The organism is Sutcliffiella horikoshii (assembly GCF_008180725.1).
Taxonomy (GTDB): Bacteria; Bacillota; Bacilli; order Bacillales; family Bacillaceae_I; genus Sutcliffiella_A; species Sutcliffiella_A horikoshii_B.
In genome coordinates this window covers 1-17,741 of the sequence record NZ_VTEV01000001.1, presented here as the reverse complement: position 1 = coordinate 17,741, position 17,741 = coordinate 1, and the positions used below count along the sequence as shown (strand labels likewise).

Here is a 17,741-nt window from a genome sequence, read left to right as displayed (position 1 = left end):
AATGATATAATAATCATACAAAATTTCTTATTCTGTGAAAATAGATAAAACTTCACTTGTTGGATAATTCATCGATTTATATAGAATGGAGTGAGTGTGATGCCCGATATTCATGGGGTTTTCTACGATATTTCTCCACATTGGGATGTGAAGAAAGCAAAAGGTCTAGACACGCTTGTTTATGTAACAGAAGGCAAAGTTCAATATCAGGTTGAAGAAAGAGTGATGCATTTAACAAAAGGAGATCTATTATTGATTCCTTCCACAAGCACAAGGTCATGGAAAAACGATAAAGATGCAGGTCATCGCAAATACACCGTCGTTTTTGAGAGAAGTGAGACAACCTACCAAAACTTTATTAAAGATGAGATAATTTTATTTAAACCTCGTAAGTCTGCTTATTATGAACAACGACTGACCTTTTTAAATGAGCAGTGGCATAGTAAAAGATTATTTCATGAGGAATTGTCTCAAAATATTTTATTGGAGCTTTTAATCATGAGTGCTCAGGAAAGAGCAGAATGGCATACTTCTCCTGTAAAAGAATCTTCAGTTCGTAATATGCAAGATTATATTCTTCAGCATTATCGTCGTAATATTACCATAGAAGAGTTGGCATCTTTAATCGGAGTGACTCCGAATTATGTAACAGTCTTATTTAAAGAGGTATTAGGTATCACCCCTATTCAGTATCTTCATCAGACGCGAATCAATAATGCTTGGAATTTAATAAGTACCACGAAGATGACGATCAAGGAAATCGCGGAGCATTTAGGTTATTGTGACCAGTCCTATTTTAATCGGATGTTTAAAAAGTGGATGGGAATACCCCCTTCACAAGTCAAGAAGACTTAAGAAAAAGCATAGAGAGTGGACTCTATGCTTTTTCTGTGGTGGTTTTTGTTTCGGCTTTGACTACTTCGCGGAAAGCTGTTTGGAATTTGCGTGTAAATGGGCCAGGCTTTGCTTGTGAAAATGTGACGCCATCAACTTTGATGATTGGCATGACTTCGCTCGTTGTTGAAGTAAGGAAAACTTCATCTGCCTTCATCAGGTCCTCTTTTTGAAATGGTTGAATCTTATAGTCCCACCCATTCGCATCCATAATTTCTAACAGCTTCGTTCTCGTAATCCCGTTCAAAATCAAGTTATTCGCTGGGTGAGTTAGGAGAATCCCGTCTTTTATGATGAAAATATTAGAAGATGAACCTTCCGTCACAATCCCGTCTCTAATAAGTATGGACTCAAACGCCCCCGCCTCGCTTGCTTTTTGCTTGACCATAATATTGTAAAGCAGGTTCAGGCTTTTTATATCGCATCGAAGCCAGCGCAAGTCTTCTGCAGTAATGGCTTCCACTCCCTTTGCCTGGGCATCCGATACATTTTTAAAAGGAAGTGGATATGCAACAAGTTGGGGGGTTAATGTTTGATCATAATGATGTGACCTGTTAGAGACTCCTCTAGAAATTTGAAGGTATAGTCCTCCATTTGTCATGTTATTGGCTTCAATAAGTTCCATTAACCTGTTACAAAGCTGTTCTGGTTGCTCGGATAATTGAATGCCAATTTCGTTAGCACTCCTATACAACCTTGCAATATGTTCTTTTAGGGTAAAAGGAATCCCCTCGTATATATTGACAACCTCATAAACCCCGTCGCCGAACTGGTACCCTCTGTCCTCAATGTCCACCTTTGCTTCACTTCTGTTAATTATCTCACCATTCACCAATACTTTCATTTTCAATACCTCCAGATGTGTTATTTATTCCTTACAAGTACCACAGGGCAATGGTCGCTTCCCATAATATCAGAGTGTATCTCAGCGTCCTTCAATGAATCCTTTAACTTATCGGAAACGATGAAATAATCAATGCGCCAACCGATATTTCTTTCGCGGACCTTATTCATATAGGACCACCATGTGTATTTGTCTTTCAAGTCAGGATAAAAATGGCGGAATGTATCGGTGAATCCTTCTCCTAGCAACCTGGTCATCTTACCTCTTTCTTCTTCTGTAAAGCCAGAACTGTTGCGGTTAGATTTAGGATTTTTCAAGTCAATTTCCGAGTGTGCTACGTTTAGATCTCCACATAAAATAACTGCCTTCTCCTGATCTAGCATTTTTATGTAAGCCAAGAAACGGTCTTCCCAATCTAATCGAAAAGGAAGTCTTGCCAAATCTCGTTGAGAGTTTGGGGTGTACACATTCACTAAGAAAAAATCCTCATACTCAAGAGTCAGTATCCTACCTTCCGGTTCACACTCTTCAACCTTTTCCTCATCCAATCCATAACGTACATGCAGAGGTTTTATTTTTGTGAAAACAGCTGTGCCTGAATATCCTTTTTTGATTGCATAGTTCCAATATTGATAGTACCCTGGCGTATCTAAGTCGATTTGCCCTTCTTGAAGTTTCGTTTCTTGAATACAGAAAATGTCCGCATCCATCTCATTAAAATAATCCATGAATCCTTTTTTAACACAAGCTCTAATTCCATTTACATTCCAAGATACTAATTTCATAGGTGCACGTAATTCCCTTCTAAACTATTACTATATTTAGCCCAGTATATCAAAAAGAACCGCTTTTCAAAAAGAAAAGCGATCCTAACCTTCGTCATTACACTTGAAATAGATGGAATTTTAATCCGTAGGGGTCACTTATCATCATACTCTTCTCGTTAAACTCCTTCGTAATGATGCAGTTATTTGCCAGTAAGACTTTTTTAGCATCTTCCATGTTTTCAACTGCGAATTCGAAAAATACGGATGAATCATCACCCTTATTATGATTCTCTACATATAAATTCGTGCCATTCATAGTAAATAGTGTTTCAGAATCTGTACTTTTTTCTGGTTTCATCCCAAGGATTTGGTGATAAAATTCAATAGCATTCTCATAATCTTTCACTTGTATTGCTATGTTATTTGTCAACTGATAAGGGGAACGGTCATTGATTTTTTTACTTGGTTTATAATCTTCATATCCGGAAGGTAGAAGATCGAATAATGGCCATACCGAACAATAATCATCTCCGTGTCCGAAAAAAGCGCTTGAATGACGGTAAATATCTCCCTTTTCATCTTTTGTAAAGACGGTAACACCAGGATAATAGCCACCATTCACCACAAATCCCATGTCCTCTTTAAAAGTCGTGTCTTTTGTAGAAACAACCGGGAAATTCCAACTTCTTTCCTCTGCGAAATTCTCTTGAACATCTGGCGCATCTGGGGTTGATACAACAAACGCAGCCTTTCTGCGGATATGATGATATACACTATTAAATCCATCTGCCCACATTGTGCAATAGGAACAGCTTTTCCCCATGTTGTGAACCACGAATAATTCATTTTTATCTTCAAATAACTCTGCCAAGCTTACCCTACCATTTTGAAAAGACGAGAAGACATAATTATCGACTTTCTCTTTTTCTATGTTGCGTTTCATTTTTGCTAACTGCTTCTTCTTTTCGAGGATTTCCATCTCGAGTTGTTGAATTTCTGTTAACATTTCCGTTTGGTTCAACACGATCACTCCATTCCTATAATGACTGTATTTGTCACCTGGGCCTTTTCACTCCTGATAGTGATCTATCTATCTATTATACAACCTTTGATGTGAAATAAAATTAAATTTTCAAAAAACACAAAATAATTCAAGTGCTCCTTCATATAATAATACAACTACTACTTACCCATATTTCATGTAAAGGAGAGATGTTTATGAGAGAAGCTCCTAATTACGGAGAATTTTACCCAAAGTCTTTGGTTCCAATTAATAAGGATGATCTTGTAATTTTTTTAGAAAAAGTGACGGACTTTGAGTGCTGTGATAATTACAGTCACTGGTTGATTGCCCTTGAAGGCAGAGCAATGGGGACGGGAGATGATTATTACCATTGGCAAGTAGTTGTGTTCCCGGCAGAAATAGGTGGAGGATTTGACTATAAGCATCCTCTATATGTTTCGTCCTTCTTCTTATCCATTGATGAGGCTATAGATTACACTTCAGAAGTGGAACGAATTGCAAATGACGGTCAGCTTTATACAATCGCTGGTTAAGAAAGAAAAGTGTAAAAAAAGAAAAACACTACGTTTTTCTTTTTGCAGATGTTTGTGAAAGATTATACATATGATGCCCCTAGGTACCCTTTTTTTAAAGACCCCCTCCCCTTTACAATTAAAAAAAGCCCACCGCTAATGCGATAGACTTCTAAGCTAAACGGAACACAATTCCATGACCGCCTTTTGGATACTCCCATTTAATATTTTGATGGGGACAACCAATTCGGCAACTGCCACACTCATGACAACCCTCGTAACCCACATGCATCCTAATGTTTTCCCATTTGTAAATTTCCGCCGGGCAAAAGATAGTACAGATCTTATCGGGACATTTTGTTAAACAAATATCTTCATCCATGACTGTCAAATGTGATTTGGTGTCAGCATTAAAGCGAACCAGATATTGTTTTTCTTCGATAGACTGACCCTTTTTCTGTTCACTCATTATTTCATCACCTTCCATGCCCGGTATGCATCTCGGGCTAGTTTAAGTTTTTCTTTCGGTGAGCCAAGATCCTTCCAGATCTTTTTCTGCTTTTCCCACTTGGACTTACCATCAACTGTAAACATCTGGCTGGCTGCTCTGTTTACCATTGGGATGTATTGATCAAAGTATTGTGGAAACTTATTAAAGTGATGGGTGGAATCCTTGTATTTTTTCATATCCTGGCCAACAAAGCTCTTCATGAGATTGACCCTGTATTGATCCAGCGTCCGTTCGGAAAAATCTCCAACTGCCATGGCTTCAAGAATAGTGGATGCCGCCAGCCTCCCTGAAGTCATGGCAAGGTTCGATCCTTCACGGTGGATGGCATTCACAAGCTGTGCCGCGTCACCTACCACTAATACCCCGTCAGCCACGATACGCCCCATTGATTTCAACCCACCTTCTGGAATCAAGTGGGCCAGGTATTCGACAGGTTCCCCGCCAGCAAGATAAGGTCGGACCATCGGATGTGTTTTCACATATTCCAACAGTTCATATGGTCTTATCTTATGCTCAATTAATCCGGATAGAAGTGTTCCGACCCCAATACTTAAAGTGTCTTTGTTGGTATACAGAAATCCTGTACCAAGAATGCCTTTTGTGGCATCTCCTAAGAGTTCTATCGTACAACCCTGGTTCTTTTCCAGGTTGAAACGATCCTCAATCACCTTACTGTCGAGCTTAATGATTTCCATCGTGGCAAGGGCCACTTCATCTGGCCGGTATTCCTTGTGAAAACCGAGCGATTTACCCAGTAAGGAATTCACACCATCTGCAAGAACCACTACATCTGCATAGACTTCACCATCAGGCCTATCTGTCCTTACCCCCACCACTTTTCCGTTTTCCACAATACATTCTAGAACGACCGTTTCATTGACAAGTAATGCCCCTTGTTCCACCGCTTTTCCGGCAAACCATTGATCAAACTTCGCCCTTAAAACGGTAAAATTATTAAAAGGTTCCTGTGCCCACTCCAGGCCTTTGTAACCGAATGTAACGGCGGATTCCTTGTCCATCATCATAAAGCGTTGCTCGACAATGGGCCTTTCAAGCGGGGCCTCTTTATGAAAATCAGGAATGATATCCTCCATCATCTTTCTATATAACACTCCACCCATAACATTTTTAGATCCTGGGTATTCCCCTCTTTCCAACAAAAGAACATTCGCACCGCCCTTAGCAAGTTCATATGCACATGAGATACCTGCAGGACCTGCACCAACCACGATACAATCAAACTTTTCAGGCATTAAACTTCTACCTCCTCTCCATGTAAAGCTTTATGGAATTCCTTTACAAGCAACGGGACAATTTCAAATGCATCTCCGACGATCCCATAATGGCATGAATGGAAAATGGCTGCATCCGGGTCTTTATTAATGGCGATAATCAATCCTGAATTCTTCATTCCCACAATATGCTGAATCGCCCCAGAGATACCAATAGCAAAATAAATCTTAGGTGTTACCGTTACTCCTGTTTGCCCGACCTGATGATGGTGCTCCACCCAGCCGGCTTCTACTACATCACGGCTTGCCCCAACTACTCCTCCAAGGGTTTTTGCAAGTTGATGAACAAGTTCAAATCCTTGTTCACTTCCAAGACCTTTTCCGCCAGCGACGACTATATCCGCTTCATCGATTCTTATCTTTTTGTTGGTTTCCCTGACAATCTTTAATACTTTTGTACGCATATCTTCTTCTTTGATATCAACTTGCTCTGCAATTAACTGCCCCGTACGACCCTCTTCAGGTTGGAGCGCTTTCATCACTTTCGGACGGACAGTCGCCATTTGTGGGCGGTACTTTTTACAGAGGATGGTCGCCATGATATTCCCACCGAATGCCGGGCGACTTGCCAATAGTAACCCTGTATCTTCCTCAACATCCAGTTCAGTTGTGTCAGCAGTTAAGCCTGTTGGAAGATCTGTTGCAACAGCACTTGCAAGGTCCTTTCCAGTTGATGTAGCCCCATACAAAATAATCTCCGGCTTGTACTTTTCACTGCAATGGAGCAGTGCTTTCATAAATGATTCCGTACGATACAATTGGAAGATCGGTTGGTCATATACATAAACCTTGTCTGCTCCATATTCAAAAATTGTATCAGCAAGTCCTGTGACATTTTCACCAATGACGATTCCAGCAAGCTCCACTCCACGTTTGTCTGCAAGCGTTCGTCCGGCCCCAAGTAGTTCCAAGGAAACCGGTGCAATCTTCCCTTCATTTTCTTCAATGAAAACCCAGACCCCGCTATAATCCTCAAAACTCACTTTGATCCCCTCATTTCTGCAAACAACTCTTTCTTTTCCAACACTACGGAAAGCAACTGCTGCACTTGTTCGTCCGCGTCACCCTCAAGTATCTTCCCACCCTCTGGCTTAGGAGGGGCCCAAACTTTTGCAACAATGGTTGGTGAGCCCTTTAAACCTAGCTGTTTTCGATCTATATCCTCAAGATCATTGACAGACCAAATAACAGGTTGATATCGGGCAGCCTTTAGCATGTTCGGAAAAGAAGAATAGGGTACCTCGTTTATCTCTTTTTCTACTGAAAGTAAGCAAGGCATGGTAGTTTGTACAACCTCGTATCCATCTTCTAGTTTCCTATGAACCACCATACAGCCATCATCTTTTTGGATTTCGACAACTTTATTAACAGAAGTCAATGGTGGTATATCAAGACGCCGGGCAATACCGGGCCCTACTTGTCCTGTATCACCGTCAATGGTCATTTTTCCGCAAATGATCAAATCGATCGGCTTTATTTCACTAATTTTATTGATTGCCTTTGTTAATGCATAACTGGTTGCTAAGGTATCCGCTCCGGCAAAAGCTCTGTCTGAAATCATGTATCCCTCGTCGGCCCCAATTTCGATGCATTTCCGAATAGCCTTAACTGCTGGTGGTGGTCCCATCGTGACGACCGATACGGTTCCTCCATATTTGTTTTTCAGGCGTACTGCCTCTTCTACCGCGTGGGCATCGTAAGGATTTAATATCGCCGGGGCACTGGCACGGTCCATCGTATTCGTTTTTGGATTCATCTTAATTACTTTTGTATCCGGTACTTGCTTTATACAGGCAACAATGTGAAGCAAATCTATTCCCTCCTGCCCTTTATCTATTTTGTCATGATGTATAGTAATGTATATTCGTCCCACTACTATTACTATATAAACTAGATAAAGAGAAAATACCGATTTTTATAGATTTGTTGACAAGCCGGGGCAAAAGAAAAAACATTACTCCTTTTCGTGGGAGTAATGCTTCCATTTTGCTTACTGCTATATTCTGTAATGTGATAAAAATCTCAAAAACTCCTTTTGTAACGAATGCTCATATTTCATCAGTGCATATGCTTTGGCATCTGGTAGATTTATCGAGCGGCAATCTACTACAAGTAGCCTACCTTCTAAAAGTTCACGCCTCACAGTGGTTTTAGGTAAAATGGAGACCCCCAACCCCTCTATAATGAACCGCTTAGTAATATGAGTTTGGGACACCTTCATCATTTTTGTGTGAGGATACTTAGCCTTAATCTGCTGACATAGTTCGTCCCAATACCCAGGGTGATTGTGAGTCAACAAGGTATGGTGACGAAAAATATCCTCTTCTTCCAGTGGATATCCTGTCTCCAAATCAAAGCCATCGTGGGGCACAACCAAAACTAGGGGATCATCATATAAGGGGTGGCATTCCAGGTCTGTTTTTATGTTAGGCAGACATGATAAACCGATATCAACTTCCTCCAATTCCACAGCATGTTCAATTTTAATTGATTCTATGATTTTAACGGATATTTCTATTGTAGGATGGGACCGAATAAATTGTTTAAGCACAAAAGGCAAAATCGTATCTGCAATCAATGGCGAAATTCCAATTGTGAGTCGTGATGTGAACCCCTGTTGAATAGAATGCAACTCCGAAATTCCTTCTTCATAAAGAGCTAGTAACGATTTTGCATGTTTTAAGTAACTTCGCCCTGCCTCTGTCAACATTACTTTTCTACCATCTCGAACACACAGTTCAATCCCGACTTCCTTTTCCAATTGCTTAATATGTACAGTCACTGTTGGTTGTGAAATATACAATAATTCAGATGCTTTTCTGAAATTATTATGTTCTGCAGCGATTACAAATGTTTTGAGCCAATTGAGCTCCATACAACCTCCTCCTCTGATTACCTTTATTAATCAATATGTTTTATTATCTTTAATTTTCATAATCAATTATATTTTATAAAATATAGATAACTAAAGAAAGGGTGATTATGAATGGATGTACAAAGAGGATTAAAAGGTGTCATTGCTGCTCAAACAAGGATTGCCGAAGTGGATGGAACAAATGGCCGTTTAGTTTATCGTGGATTTGAGATTAGAGACATCTCAAGTACCTATTCTTTCGAGGAAATTGCGCATCTCTTATGGTTTGGAGAACTGCCTACTGGTGTACAGTTAGAAAAATTTACATCTACTTTTACATCCTATAGGAGCCTCTCCCCAACGATGGAAAAAGTCTTATTTGCTCTTCCGGAGGATATGGATATGATGAGTACCATAAGAACAGTGATTTCCAGTGCCGGGGATCAATCCATGAAGTGGAAACCTACCGTTGAAGATGCGATGAAACTGACAGCGGTTATACCTACGATCATTGCCTGTAGAAAAAGAACTTTAGAAAGAAAAGAAATAATTTCTCCTCGGCTAGATTTAAGCCATGTTGAGAATTATTTGTATATGTTAAACGGAAGAAAAGCAAGCCCCGAGCATGTCCGTGCATTGGAGACGTATATGATACTGACAATGGAACACGGAATGAATGCATCCACTTTCTCCGCGAGAGTAACCGCTTCAACCGAGACGGACCTTGTATCTGCGGTGACTTCTGCAATCGGAACGATGAAAGGGCCCTTACATGGTGGCGCTCCTTCTGAGGTAATTTTTCTGTTGAACGATTTGAGTGAAGCTAAAGATAAAAAATCACATTTACGAGAAAAAATACTGGCTGGAGAAAAACTGATGGGGTTCGGCCATCGAGTATATAAAACGCATGATCCCAGGTCTATTGCACTGAAGGAAACCTTATCTGGACTTGTAGGAAAAGATAGATGGCTGGATTTGGCATTAGAGGTAGAGAGTGCGGCTATAGATGTGTTGGAAGAACTTAAACCCGGTAGAGGTCTATACACCAATGTAGAGTTTTATGCTGCTGCCATCATGAAAGCAATTCAAATGGATTCTTCCCTTTTTACACCGACCTTTACCGCTAGTCGAATGGTCGGTTGGACCGCGCATGTTTTGGAACAAGCTGAGGATAATGTGATTTATCGGCCTTTGTCGAGGTACGTGGGGAAATAGAGTTGAGCTGGCGCCTTAAAAAAGGTGCCTTTTTAGTGGTGAATTTTTAGTTTAGTCACTTTTACAATATTTCGGACATTCTCCGGAAATCACAACATGGTGGTAGGTTGCTGCATAATTTTTGTGTGCATTTATAAGTAATTTGCCAAAATACTAAAGAAATTAGTACATTTTTAGGGTGTTTAAAACCGTTCGGTCAAATTTCACTCAAATTTAGACATTTTCATGCTGTTTTGAAGGGGGGTTAGGACAAATGGACGTGTATGTTCGGACGAATATTTTGAGGTGTTCGGTCATTTGAAAAATTGGTTCGGTCAACTTTCTTGAATCTTCGGTCAAAAACCGAAAATCTTTGGTCAACTTCGTGAAAACTTTGGACAAAATCGTAAAATCTTCGGACATTTCGATGTAACACCCCCATCTTTACTGTATATGTTTGATTATCTACGGCATTTTGAAGATTTTCTAGAAGTGTGTTTACATAATAATATTATATTAACCCCATCTGGTTATTAGATGGATCCCAATCACTTAAAGAAAAGCCAGAACCTAATTTAAAGGTTCTGGCTCCAACAAGTATCAACATCTCAACATTCATTCACAACAATCATCAGAGCAATAGGATGTCTCACTTTTATTCTTAGACTCGAAATTCTGCAGTTTTGGCTTCTGGTTTTCTTCTTCCCAAACTTTAGCTAAAGCTTCTGCAAAAACCTCCGGCGGTTGGGCTCCAGAAATAGCATACTTGCTGTTTAATACAAAGAATGGAACACCTTGTACACCAATTTCTCTTGCTTCTCTTTGGTCGAAACGGACATCTTTTTCAAAAGCATCTCCTGCTAAAACTTCTTCCACTTCCCCAGAGTCCAACCCAAGGATTATGCCTAATTCTTTTAAAAAGTCTTTATTGCCAATATGTTTAGACTCTGTAAAGTGTGATCTTAGTAAACGTTCGGTCATTTCTTTCGCTTTACCCTTTGTTTCGGCATATTTTCCTAAACGATGAGCATCAAATGTATTTGTTGGAATAGAGGTATCAAAATTAAACTGCAAACCGACTTCAGCAGCTTGTTTTGCAACCCCTGCGCTCATTCTTTTCGCCTCTTCTACAGGTATGCCGTACTTTTTTGCAAGTATTTCATATATAGAGAATTCCGTATCACGCTTTGCATTTGGATCTAATTCAAAGCTTTTATATTCAATTGTTACAGAATCTTTATGTGGGAAATCTTCCAATGCTTTTTCCAATCTTCGTTTTCCAATATAGCAGAATGGACAAACATAATCTGACCAGATTTCTATTTTCATCGTTGCACCTCATTTCTTAAACTAGTATGTATTATCATACCATAATGTGTGAGAAACCTCTTTTAATATGTCTTGGAAGGATACCAGAATCCTGGCCAAATAAACCTCTTAAATCCCAAACTGGTGAATAAGTTTCTGGCATAGTGCCTCTGACTCCACCCTAACACTAACATAAGGTGGTTTTGTGTTGGTGGTTGCCTCTACAGGCACTCCAAGCCAAAGAATGCGGTTGTCGATGATAATAAAAGGAAACGTTACTTCCTCTGTGATGATGGATACCCTGTTCTTCCACTTAGTTAGGTAGGTTCTCCATTCTTCAGGTAGTGCATTACTGTTTTGAATGCCTACTGTAATAGTTTGACTAGAACGCTTCATGTCCGCCATCACTCTATCCCACTTTCTAGCATGCATCCATTGGACCTTTGGATGCTGATGTTTAATCCAAGAGCCTATTTGATGGGGCTGTACATGTGATTGCGACTCTTCCTGATGGTCTACCAATTTTCTAATAATCTTATTGTAAGAAACCTTCTTTTTAATAAATTGACTGTCACAAATGTGAATGAACTTTCCTTTAGACCTTGTGATGGCAACATTCAATAAACGTTCGCTTTCTTTCCCAACTAACAACATCCCCGGCCTCTCTAAAGGAAAACTATCGACAGAATCGAATATGATAACATTCTGCTCACTTCCTTGAAAACGATGGACCGTAGCAGTTACGATCTCGGCTGTTTCAAGTTCTAGTCCATATATATCTTGCAGCAACACATCCATCCATTGAGCTTGAGCACGGTAAGGAGAAATATAACCGATAGATCTTCCCCCCTCTATATAAGCTTCATGAATAAGTTGAAACCCTTGGAGTAGATGCCATAAATTAATGCGGGATCTGCTGCTTTTTTCAATAAAGGCATGCTCTCCGGTAGAGCACGTATCAAGCATAATGGAAGCTTGATGAGGGAATGGGCGCTGCCTGGCAATATGCTCTCGATTTTTTTTAACACTTGGATGGTCACCTACAAGAGAATGATAGATATATTTGTTAGTAAAAGCAGATATATCCGGGTGCATTCTCCGTTGTTCTTTTAATAAGAATAAATGAGCATGCAAGCGAGAGGAATGAACATTGTCTGCTACTCCTGTCCGATGAAACACATCTTCTTTCAACCATTTTTCTACTAGTTCATGTCTTGCTGAGGCGATAGGCGGCAGTTGCTTGAAATCTCCGCATATGATGATATGTTTACCCATTGAGGCTGCAAAAGCGGATTGAGGTACATATGCCATACTTGCCTCATCCACTATGACCACATCATATTCCTTCTCATATATGGCAGGATCCATAGCAGCTTTCGCGAGCGTAGTGCCAATGATGTACGCTTCCTCTAGAAAATCCACTTCTTTCTGCCTTATTTTCTCCAGAACTCTTGCCACTTTAGTTTCGAGTTTCAGCAATGTTTCCGAATCTCTCTTACTGAAGGATTTGGATAAATCTATTTTTAAATGTTTCCGTTCTTCCATCAGTTGGTCTCTGTCATTAGCAAGTAACGGGTCACGGTTTTGTAGTAGTTGTGAGGATGTGATGGCAGGAAGGTTTGCCAATAAGTCACTGTTATGTGACCCATACCTCAGTACATCCCCTTCTCTATTGCGTTGTTGCTTTGAAAGAAAAGTTGAAATCTCTCGCATCAATACGTCCACAGACTGGTTACTGTGGGATAACAACAGAACTTTCTTCTTTTTAAAATATTTATTAGCAGCAACCCTTGCCAAAGTATAAGTTTTTCCGGTACCAGGTGGTCCCCAAACAAAGGTTACGGGATTGTATTTGGACCGGAGAATCAATTCATGAACACTGCTTTTTATAATATCTGTTGGATGCTTAGGCTTCATTTCCGGATGCATCAATCTTTTTATCCGGCCTCTCTTCTTTTTACTTCCTTTCAGTTCATCCAGCCTTTGAAAAAGTTGATCCAACAGCTCCCAAGGATCATGAAACAGATAGGCTTCTGTGATAATGTCTCCGAGCGATTGTTCAAAGGAAACGATGACATTCTTTCCCTCTGAGGAGAGAATTTTCCCTTCCGTTTTAATTCCCCCCCATTCAACTTTGACGAGTGAACCTACAGGAATTCTTACAGAAGTATAGGTTTCAAAGAAGTATGTAAAACCTTCATCGGTGGATATTAGGTGTCCATTATTTATTAGATATTTGGTGCTCCCAAATTTCTTTAAATGTTGTATTTCTGCTTGTAATGCTTTTTTCCATTCGTTAATATATTGAATCGTCTTCATGTTTTATTTCCTCAACTCATCATTTTTCATTCCCAAACTATATCATAAACACTATCAAAATAAAAAAGCCAAGATTCCTTCAACAATTTTTGTTGGGATCCTGGCGATACATTTCGATTTATTTGTAAAAACTTATAACATTTTTCAGTACTTTTTTATCTTCCTTGGAAATAGTCTTTGGTTTCATGGGAGCAACGGCAATCTTATCTGCACTTTCTAAAGTTGAAATTTCAAGGTAAAAAGGATTGGAATTTTTATCTCCATCTAAATACCCTTTAAGGATTTTCACTTTATTAGTTGAGCCTTTCATCCGTTCTTCATAGTCCCATGTAATATTATTTTTGTAGGCTTTATCCATACGTTCCTTTAAACCAAGGGCTTCTGAAACAGCATCCTCTGCAGTTTCAAGGAAAGTATCAGATCTTTTCAATCCTTTTTTTTTCAATCCATCTCCAGCCTTTGCTTGGAAAAATAGATATGACATATCGGTCATCCTCTCTGTGTGTCGGCTTCACACCTTTAGACGGCGAATCTTAACACCAGGATACCAAAGGAACTTACCTCTTTTTATAGTTTAACCTTTCATGCCAGATTCTACCACCATTTTCTAAAATTATACGAGATTGGAGAAAAATTTATTTAATGATTAAGTGGGATTACTTCTTATTTTATGAGATAATGAAAGAATGATTAGAATTCCAAATCGAAAGTAGGAACATTAATGAAACAAAAAAACAAGTTCCAAGACAATGAAAAAGTCATTTTAAAGAGCACTGGCGAGGAAGTAACCATCTTAAAATTCAACTACGTCCCCAATTTAAAAAGATACTCCTACACCATAAAAGAAAACCCTAAAACCTTTTATTTCGAAGAAGAGATTAAGCAAAGTTATTAATATTTAACTGAACTCGAGAAACCTGCAGATCCTTGCACAGGTTTCTTTTTTTGTGGTAAAAACTTATTATGTTTTTATCATCTACTGAGGGGTATTTAGTCTATATGTAATAAAAGGAGGGAAAAAAATGCTACTGGTATATTTGAGTATTGGAATTTTAGTACTATCCATCATTTTGCTTTGTATTTCCTTTATCTCTTTTCGAAAAAAGGCAAACCCCACTCTATCCTATATAAATTCTGTGGGTGAACGTCTTCAGGAAGAAAACGATGCCATTCAAGAGCAAGTGAATCATCTTAAAAGTAAGCAAGAAGCCATCAAAAACGATATTGATTGGAAAAAATCAGTCTTTTCTTTTACAGTTGCAGAAATAAAGAAACTTCCCAATTCATTAAAGAGTAGTTCAAAACAAATACTTCATGAGTATGAACGCGGCATATAAGCGTTCATCAAGCAAAAGCACCGTTACCAATCAAAGGAAAACGGTGCTTTTGTTATTATAGTGCGGTGAATTTTTCATCGTGATATTTATTGGAGCTGGTAGTAATACGATCTTTATGATAGATGGCGTTAATTTCTCCTCCAATGACAAGGGCAAGTCCTGTCAAAAACAACCATAACATTAAAATAATTACCCCACCCAGGCTTCCATAGGTTGCAGAATAGTTTCCAAAATTACTAACATAGAACGAAAAGCCCAAGGATACAAGCTGCCAAATTACGGTGGCAACTATTGCACCTGGCAACAGCTCTTTAAACGACTTGCTTATATCAGGAGCTATGTGATACAGAACCGCAATAATAGTGAAAATAACAAAGAAAGCGATGATGAACCTTAGGATATTTAAAATGATGGCGGTACTTCCTGGAATATAAATAAACGATTCAAGCTGATTAATAATGATCCCCCCAAAAACGGGCAGGAAAAACGCAATTAGGAAAGCAAAAATCAATCCAATGGTAAGCCCTATAGAAAGAAGCCTTACCAAGTAAAACGGCCTGCTTTCTTCTACATTAAATGCTTCATTCATCGCGCTGATAAACGCGTTCATCCCGTTAGAAGCTGACCAAATTGTTCCAAGTATTCCGAAGGTCAGCAATCCTCCATTCGGTTTATTGACGAATTCATTGATGTTTTCTTCAAATACTGCGACAGTTTCCGGAGGCATAATGGTTTGCAAGAACTCAATTACTTTCTGCGGATCCATATTTAAATAAGGAATGATGGATAAAGCCAGTACTAACAAAGGAAATAATGAAAGCATGTAATAATACGCCTGTTCTGCTGCCAATCCTGTGGCGCGGTCTTTTTTCATTTCAAGTCCTAATCTTTTCAAAAACTTAACGATTCGCGACAACTTTCACACCCACCTCTCCTTTTCAGCCTCTGAGTAAAGGCAATGTGCAACATCTGAACGAGCCACCAGACTTAATGATTTCAGAAATATCTACTTCGATCACGTCATAACCCCTGTTGCGGAGCTGCTCATTTACTTGTTCATTGCACGGCAGACTGAAAATTTTATTATTACCAATAGATAATACATTCGTTCCCATGGTAAATTGTTCTTCTTTAGATATTTCAATCAATTCATATCTCTTTGATAAGAAGTTTAATTCTTCTTCTCTTAGTGCAGGCGAAAAAACTAGTGCCTCTGTGGGTGAAATGACATTAAATACGCAGTCTAAATGAAGATATGTTTTGTCTATCGGTATAGGTTGAATGGTATATTCAAAAAGAGATTGGCTTATATGTTCTAAGGCCTTCTTGCTTGTTCTGCCACTGATTCCAACGTAAACGGTATCACGGTCAATGATGATATCTCCGCCTTCCACACTATAACCTGATAAGGGCGTATACGATAATTGTTGTTCATCTAGCCACGATTTTAGAACTTTTTCTTCACCTGATCTAATGTCGCTGCCCATATTTGAGACGAATACAGTATCACCAAGCGTAAATCCGATATCTCTTGTAAAAACTTGTTCTGGGTATTGCTCACTCGGAGGTAAACTATACACATCCACACCGTTTGCTAACATGGCTTGTACAAACTTGCGATGTTGCTTCGTTGCCAACGTTTCGTCGATATTGTCTTCCAAGAAATGTTTTTGTGTTTCATTAATCACTTCTGTGATGCTCATATGAGTTGGCGGACACACAATGACCTTTTTCAATTCTCCAAATTCATTTTCACATGTATGTCTTGTCATCTTATCCGAATATTCTAAATCAATTGTCATTTTGTAATCCTCCGATCAGTTATATGTAGGTTGTACTATGAACTCTATTCCCTAAACGGAGAATCACTTAAACATTTTCAAATAAAAAAGGTAATATGCTTTGAAATATTGGACGGATGATCTTGCCTTTACGCTTCATCTTTGACTGATATGAGGACCTTTTTACTCGTTTTTTCTCGTCAGCGAGGTCTTCATCACCTCTATGAGGACCTCTCTACTCCTTTTTTCTCGTCACCGAGGTCTTCATCATCCCTATGAGGACCTCTCTACTCTTTTTTCCACGTCACGGAGGTCTTCATCACCTCTATGAGGACCTCTTTACTCCTTTTTTCTCGTCACCGAGGTCTTCATCACCTCTATGAGGACCTCTTTACTCCTTTTTTCTCGTCACTGAGGTCTTCATCATGATATGCTCCCTTTTAAGTAGACAGATAAAAAAACAAAAATCTGTTTCCGCTAAGGGGAGTATTTATTATGTCAAAAAATGCCAGCTCTTTCTCTGTCAAGATCAATGTCATAAAGGCTTGGGAAAAACGAACGCACACTATTACAGATTTAGCCCATATAAATAATGTTAGTCCCTCCACTATATATAATTGGATAGATAGGTATGAGAGTCTGGGGGAGAAAGGTTTATACCCTACCTCGAAGGAGTATACGAAGGAATATAAGCTGAGGGTAGTCCGTGAATACCTTAACGGGGGGTACTCTCAAAAAGAACTTGTTAGGAAGTATGAAATATCAAGTAAATCTGTCCTCCAAAAATGGATTAAGAATTATAATAGTCATAGAGAGTTAAAGGATACTTCAAAAGGAAGGAAATTCACTATGACTAACAAACGAAAAACTACCTTAAATGAACGAATAGAGATAGTGCACTATTATCTAGAGAACGGCATGGATTTTCATAAGGCAGCGGAGACCTTCAAGGTCTCTTACCAACAAGTATATCAATGGGTGAAAAAGTATGAGAATGGTGGCGAAGAAGCCCTCCAGGATAAACGTGGGAGGAAAAAGGAAGAAGTGGAACTTTCTCCTGAACAGAAGATAAAACGTGAGATGCAGAGGCTGGAAAGGGAAAAT

General features: G+C 39.1%; 19 protein-coding genes. 6 read left to right on the top strand and 13 right to left on the bottom strand.

Annotated features, from left to right (window positions below; translation table 11 throughout):
- Nucleotides 1-99 precede the first annotated feature (99 nt).
- On the top strand, nucleotides 100-855 hold the full coding sequence (locus FZC76_RS00095; protein ID WP_148986250.1) for a helix-turn-helix domain-containing protein: 756 nt from the start codon (nucleotides 100-102) through the stop codon (nucleotides 853-855).
- Between the two features lie 22 nt (nucleotides 856-877).
- Here FZC76_RS00095 and dat read toward each other — a convergent pair whose 3' ends face one another.
- The 3 genes from dat to FZC76_RS00080 form a co-directional block, all read right to left on the bottom strand.
- The gene (dat, locus tag FZC76_RS00090; protein WP_148986249.1) at nucleotides 878-1,738 is read right to left on the bottom strand and encodes a D-amino-acid transaminase; all 861 of its coding nucleotides are present in this window, start codon (nucleotides 1,736-1,738) and stop codon (nucleotides 878-880) included.
- Nucleotides 1,739-1,758: 20 nt separating this feature from the next.
- Nucleotides 1,759-2,523 carry an exodeoxyribonuclease III gene (locus tag FZC76_RS00085; RefSeq protein WP_148986248.1) on the bottom strand — a complete coding sequence of 255 codons (765 nt, stop codon included), beginning with the start codon at nucleotides 2,521-2,523 and terminating at the stop codon, nucleotides 1,759-1,761.
- 97 nt (nucleotides 2,524-2,620) lie between these two features.
- Nucleotides 2,621-3,529: a DUF899 family protein gene (locus tag FZC76_RS00080; RefSeq protein WP_262372324.1), complete on the bottom strand. Its 909-nt coding sequence runs from the start codon at nucleotides 3,527-3,529 to the stop codon at nucleotides 2,621-2,623.
- Nucleotides 3,530-3,723: 194 nt separating this feature from the next.
- Here FZC76_RS00080 and FZC76_RS00075 point away from each other — a divergent pair, with 194 nt between their 5' ends.
- Nucleotides 3,724-4,062, top strand: coding sequence for a hypothetical protein (locus FZC76_RS00075; RefSeq protein ID WP_148986246.1), 339 nt, complete (start codon nucleotides 3,724-3,726; stop codon nucleotides 4,060-4,062).
- 151 nt (nucleotides 4,063-4,213) lie between these two features.
- On the opposite strand, the gene FZC76_RS00070 is transcribed toward FZC76_RS00075, so the two are convergent.
- The 5 genes from FZC76_RS00070 to FZC76_RS00050 form a co-directional block, all read right to left on the bottom strand.
- A complete protein-coding gene (locus tag FZC76_RS00070) occupies nucleotides 4,214-4,528 on the bottom strand; it encodes a ferredoxin family protein (protein ID WP_148986245.1) in 315 nt (104 codons plus the stop codon).
- The gene (locus FZC76_RS00065) at nucleotides 4,510-5,805 is read right to left on the bottom strand and encodes an FAD-dependent oxidoreductase (protein WP_148986244.1); all 1,296 of its coding nucleotides are present in this window, start codon (nucleotides 5,803-5,805) and stop codon (nucleotides 4,510-4,512) included. The genes FZC76_RS00070 and FZC76_RS00065 overlap by 19 nt, the downstream gene beginning before the upstream one ends.
- The gene (locus tag FZC76_RS00060; protein ID WP_148986243.1) at nucleotides 5,805-6,827 is read right to left on the bottom strand and encodes an electron transfer flavoprotein subunit alpha/FixB family protein; all 1,023 of its coding nucleotides are present in this window, start codon (nucleotides 6,825-6,827) and stop codon (nucleotides 5,805-5,807) included. Before FZC76_RS00060 ends, FZC76_RS00065 begins: the two co-directional genes overlap by 1 nt.
- The gene (locus FZC76_RS00055; RefSeq protein WP_148986242.1) at nucleotides 6,824-7,654 is read right to left on the bottom strand and encodes an electron transfer flavoprotein subunit beta/FixA family protein; all 831 of its coding nucleotides are present in this window, start codon (nucleotides 7,652-7,654) and stop codon (nucleotides 6,824-6,826) included. Before FZC76_RS00055 ends, FZC76_RS00060 begins: the two co-directional genes overlap by 4 nt.
- Nucleotides 7,655-7,840: 186 nt before the next feature.
- Nucleotides 7,841-8,719, bottom strand: a complete 879-nt coding sequence (locus FZC76_RS00050; protein WP_148986241.1) for a LysR family transcriptional regulator — start codon at nucleotides 8,717-8,719, stop codon at nucleotides 7,841-7,843.
- 111 nt (nucleotides 8,720-8,830) lie between these two features.
- Here FZC76_RS00050 and FZC76_RS00045 point away from each other — a divergent pair, with 111 nt between their 5' ends.
- Nucleotides 8,831-9,913, top strand: coding sequence for a citrate synthase/methylcitrate synthase (locus FZC76_RS00045; RefSeq protein WP_148986240.1), 1,083 nt, complete (start codon nucleotides 8,831-8,833; stop codon nucleotides 9,911-9,913).
- A 594-nt stretch (nucleotides 9,914-10,507) separates the two neighbouring features.
- Here FZC76_RS00045 and FZC76_RS00035 read toward each other — a convergent pair.
- The 3 genes from FZC76_RS00035 to FZC76_RS00025 form a co-directional block, all read right to left on the bottom strand.
- Nucleotides 10,508-11,221 (bottom strand): DsbA family oxidoreductase, encoded by a 714-nt coding sequence (locus tag FZC76_RS00035; protein ID WP_148986239.1) that lies wholly within the window; start codon nucleotides 11,219-11,221, stop codon nucleotides 10,508-10,510.
- 108 nt (nucleotides 11,222-11,329) lie between these two features.
- A complete protein-coding gene (locus tag FZC76_RS00030; RefSeq protein WP_148986238.1) occupies nucleotides 11,330-13,519 on the bottom strand; it encodes a DEAD/DEAH box helicase in 2,190 nt (729 codons plus the stop codon).
- 118 nt (nucleotides 13,520-13,637) lie between these two features.
- On the bottom strand, nucleotides 13,638-14,003 hold the full coding sequence (locus tag FZC76_RS00025; protein WP_148986237.1) for a hypothetical protein: 366 nt from the start codon (nucleotides 14,001-14,003) through the stop codon (nucleotides 13,638-13,640).
- A gap of 237 nt (nucleotides 14,004-14,240) precedes the next feature.
- Between FZC76_RS00025 and FZC76_RS22830 the strand changes: the two genes are divergently transcribed.
- Both FZC76_RS22830 and FZC76_RS00020 read left to right on the top strand, forming a co-directional pair.
- Nucleotides 14,241-14,414 (top strand): hypothetical protein, encoded by a 174-nt coding sequence (locus FZC76_RS22830; protein WP_169290196.1) that lies wholly within the window; start codon nucleotides 14,241-14,243, stop codon nucleotides 14,412-14,414.
- 127 nt (nucleotides 14,415-14,541) lie between these two features.
- Complete coding sequence (locus FZC76_RS00020) at nucleotides 14,542-14,856, top strand: hypothetical protein (RefSeq protein ID WP_148986236.1); 315 nt, start codon at nucleotides 14,542-14,544, stop codon at nucleotides 14,854-14,856.
- Between the two features lie 55 nt (nucleotides 14,857-14,911).
- On the opposite strand, the gene FZC76_RS00015 is transcribed toward FZC76_RS00020, so the two are convergent.
- The gene (locus tag FZC76_RS00015) at nucleotides 14,912-15,772 is read right to left on the bottom strand and encodes a YihY/virulence factor BrkB family protein (RefSeq protein WP_148986235.1); all 861 of its coding nucleotides are present in this window, start codon (nucleotides 15,770-15,772) and stop codon (nucleotides 14,912-14,914) included.
- Between the two features lie 22 nt (nucleotides 15,773-15,794).
- Nucleotides 15,795-16,658 (bottom strand): dimethylarginine dimethylaminohydrolase family protein, encoded by an 864-nt coding sequence (locus FZC76_RS00010; RefSeq protein ID WP_148986234.1) that lies wholly within the window; start codon nucleotides 16,656-16,658, stop codon nucleotides 15,795-15,797.
- Nucleotides 16,659-17,132: 474 nt separating this feature from the next.
- On the opposite strand from FZC76_RS00010, the gene FZC76_RS00005 reads away from it, so the two are divergent.
- A partial coding sequence (locus FZC76_RS00005; protein ID WP_148986233.1) for a helix-turn-helix domain-containing protein occupies nucleotides 17,133-17,741 on the top strand: 609 nt, incomplete at its 3' end.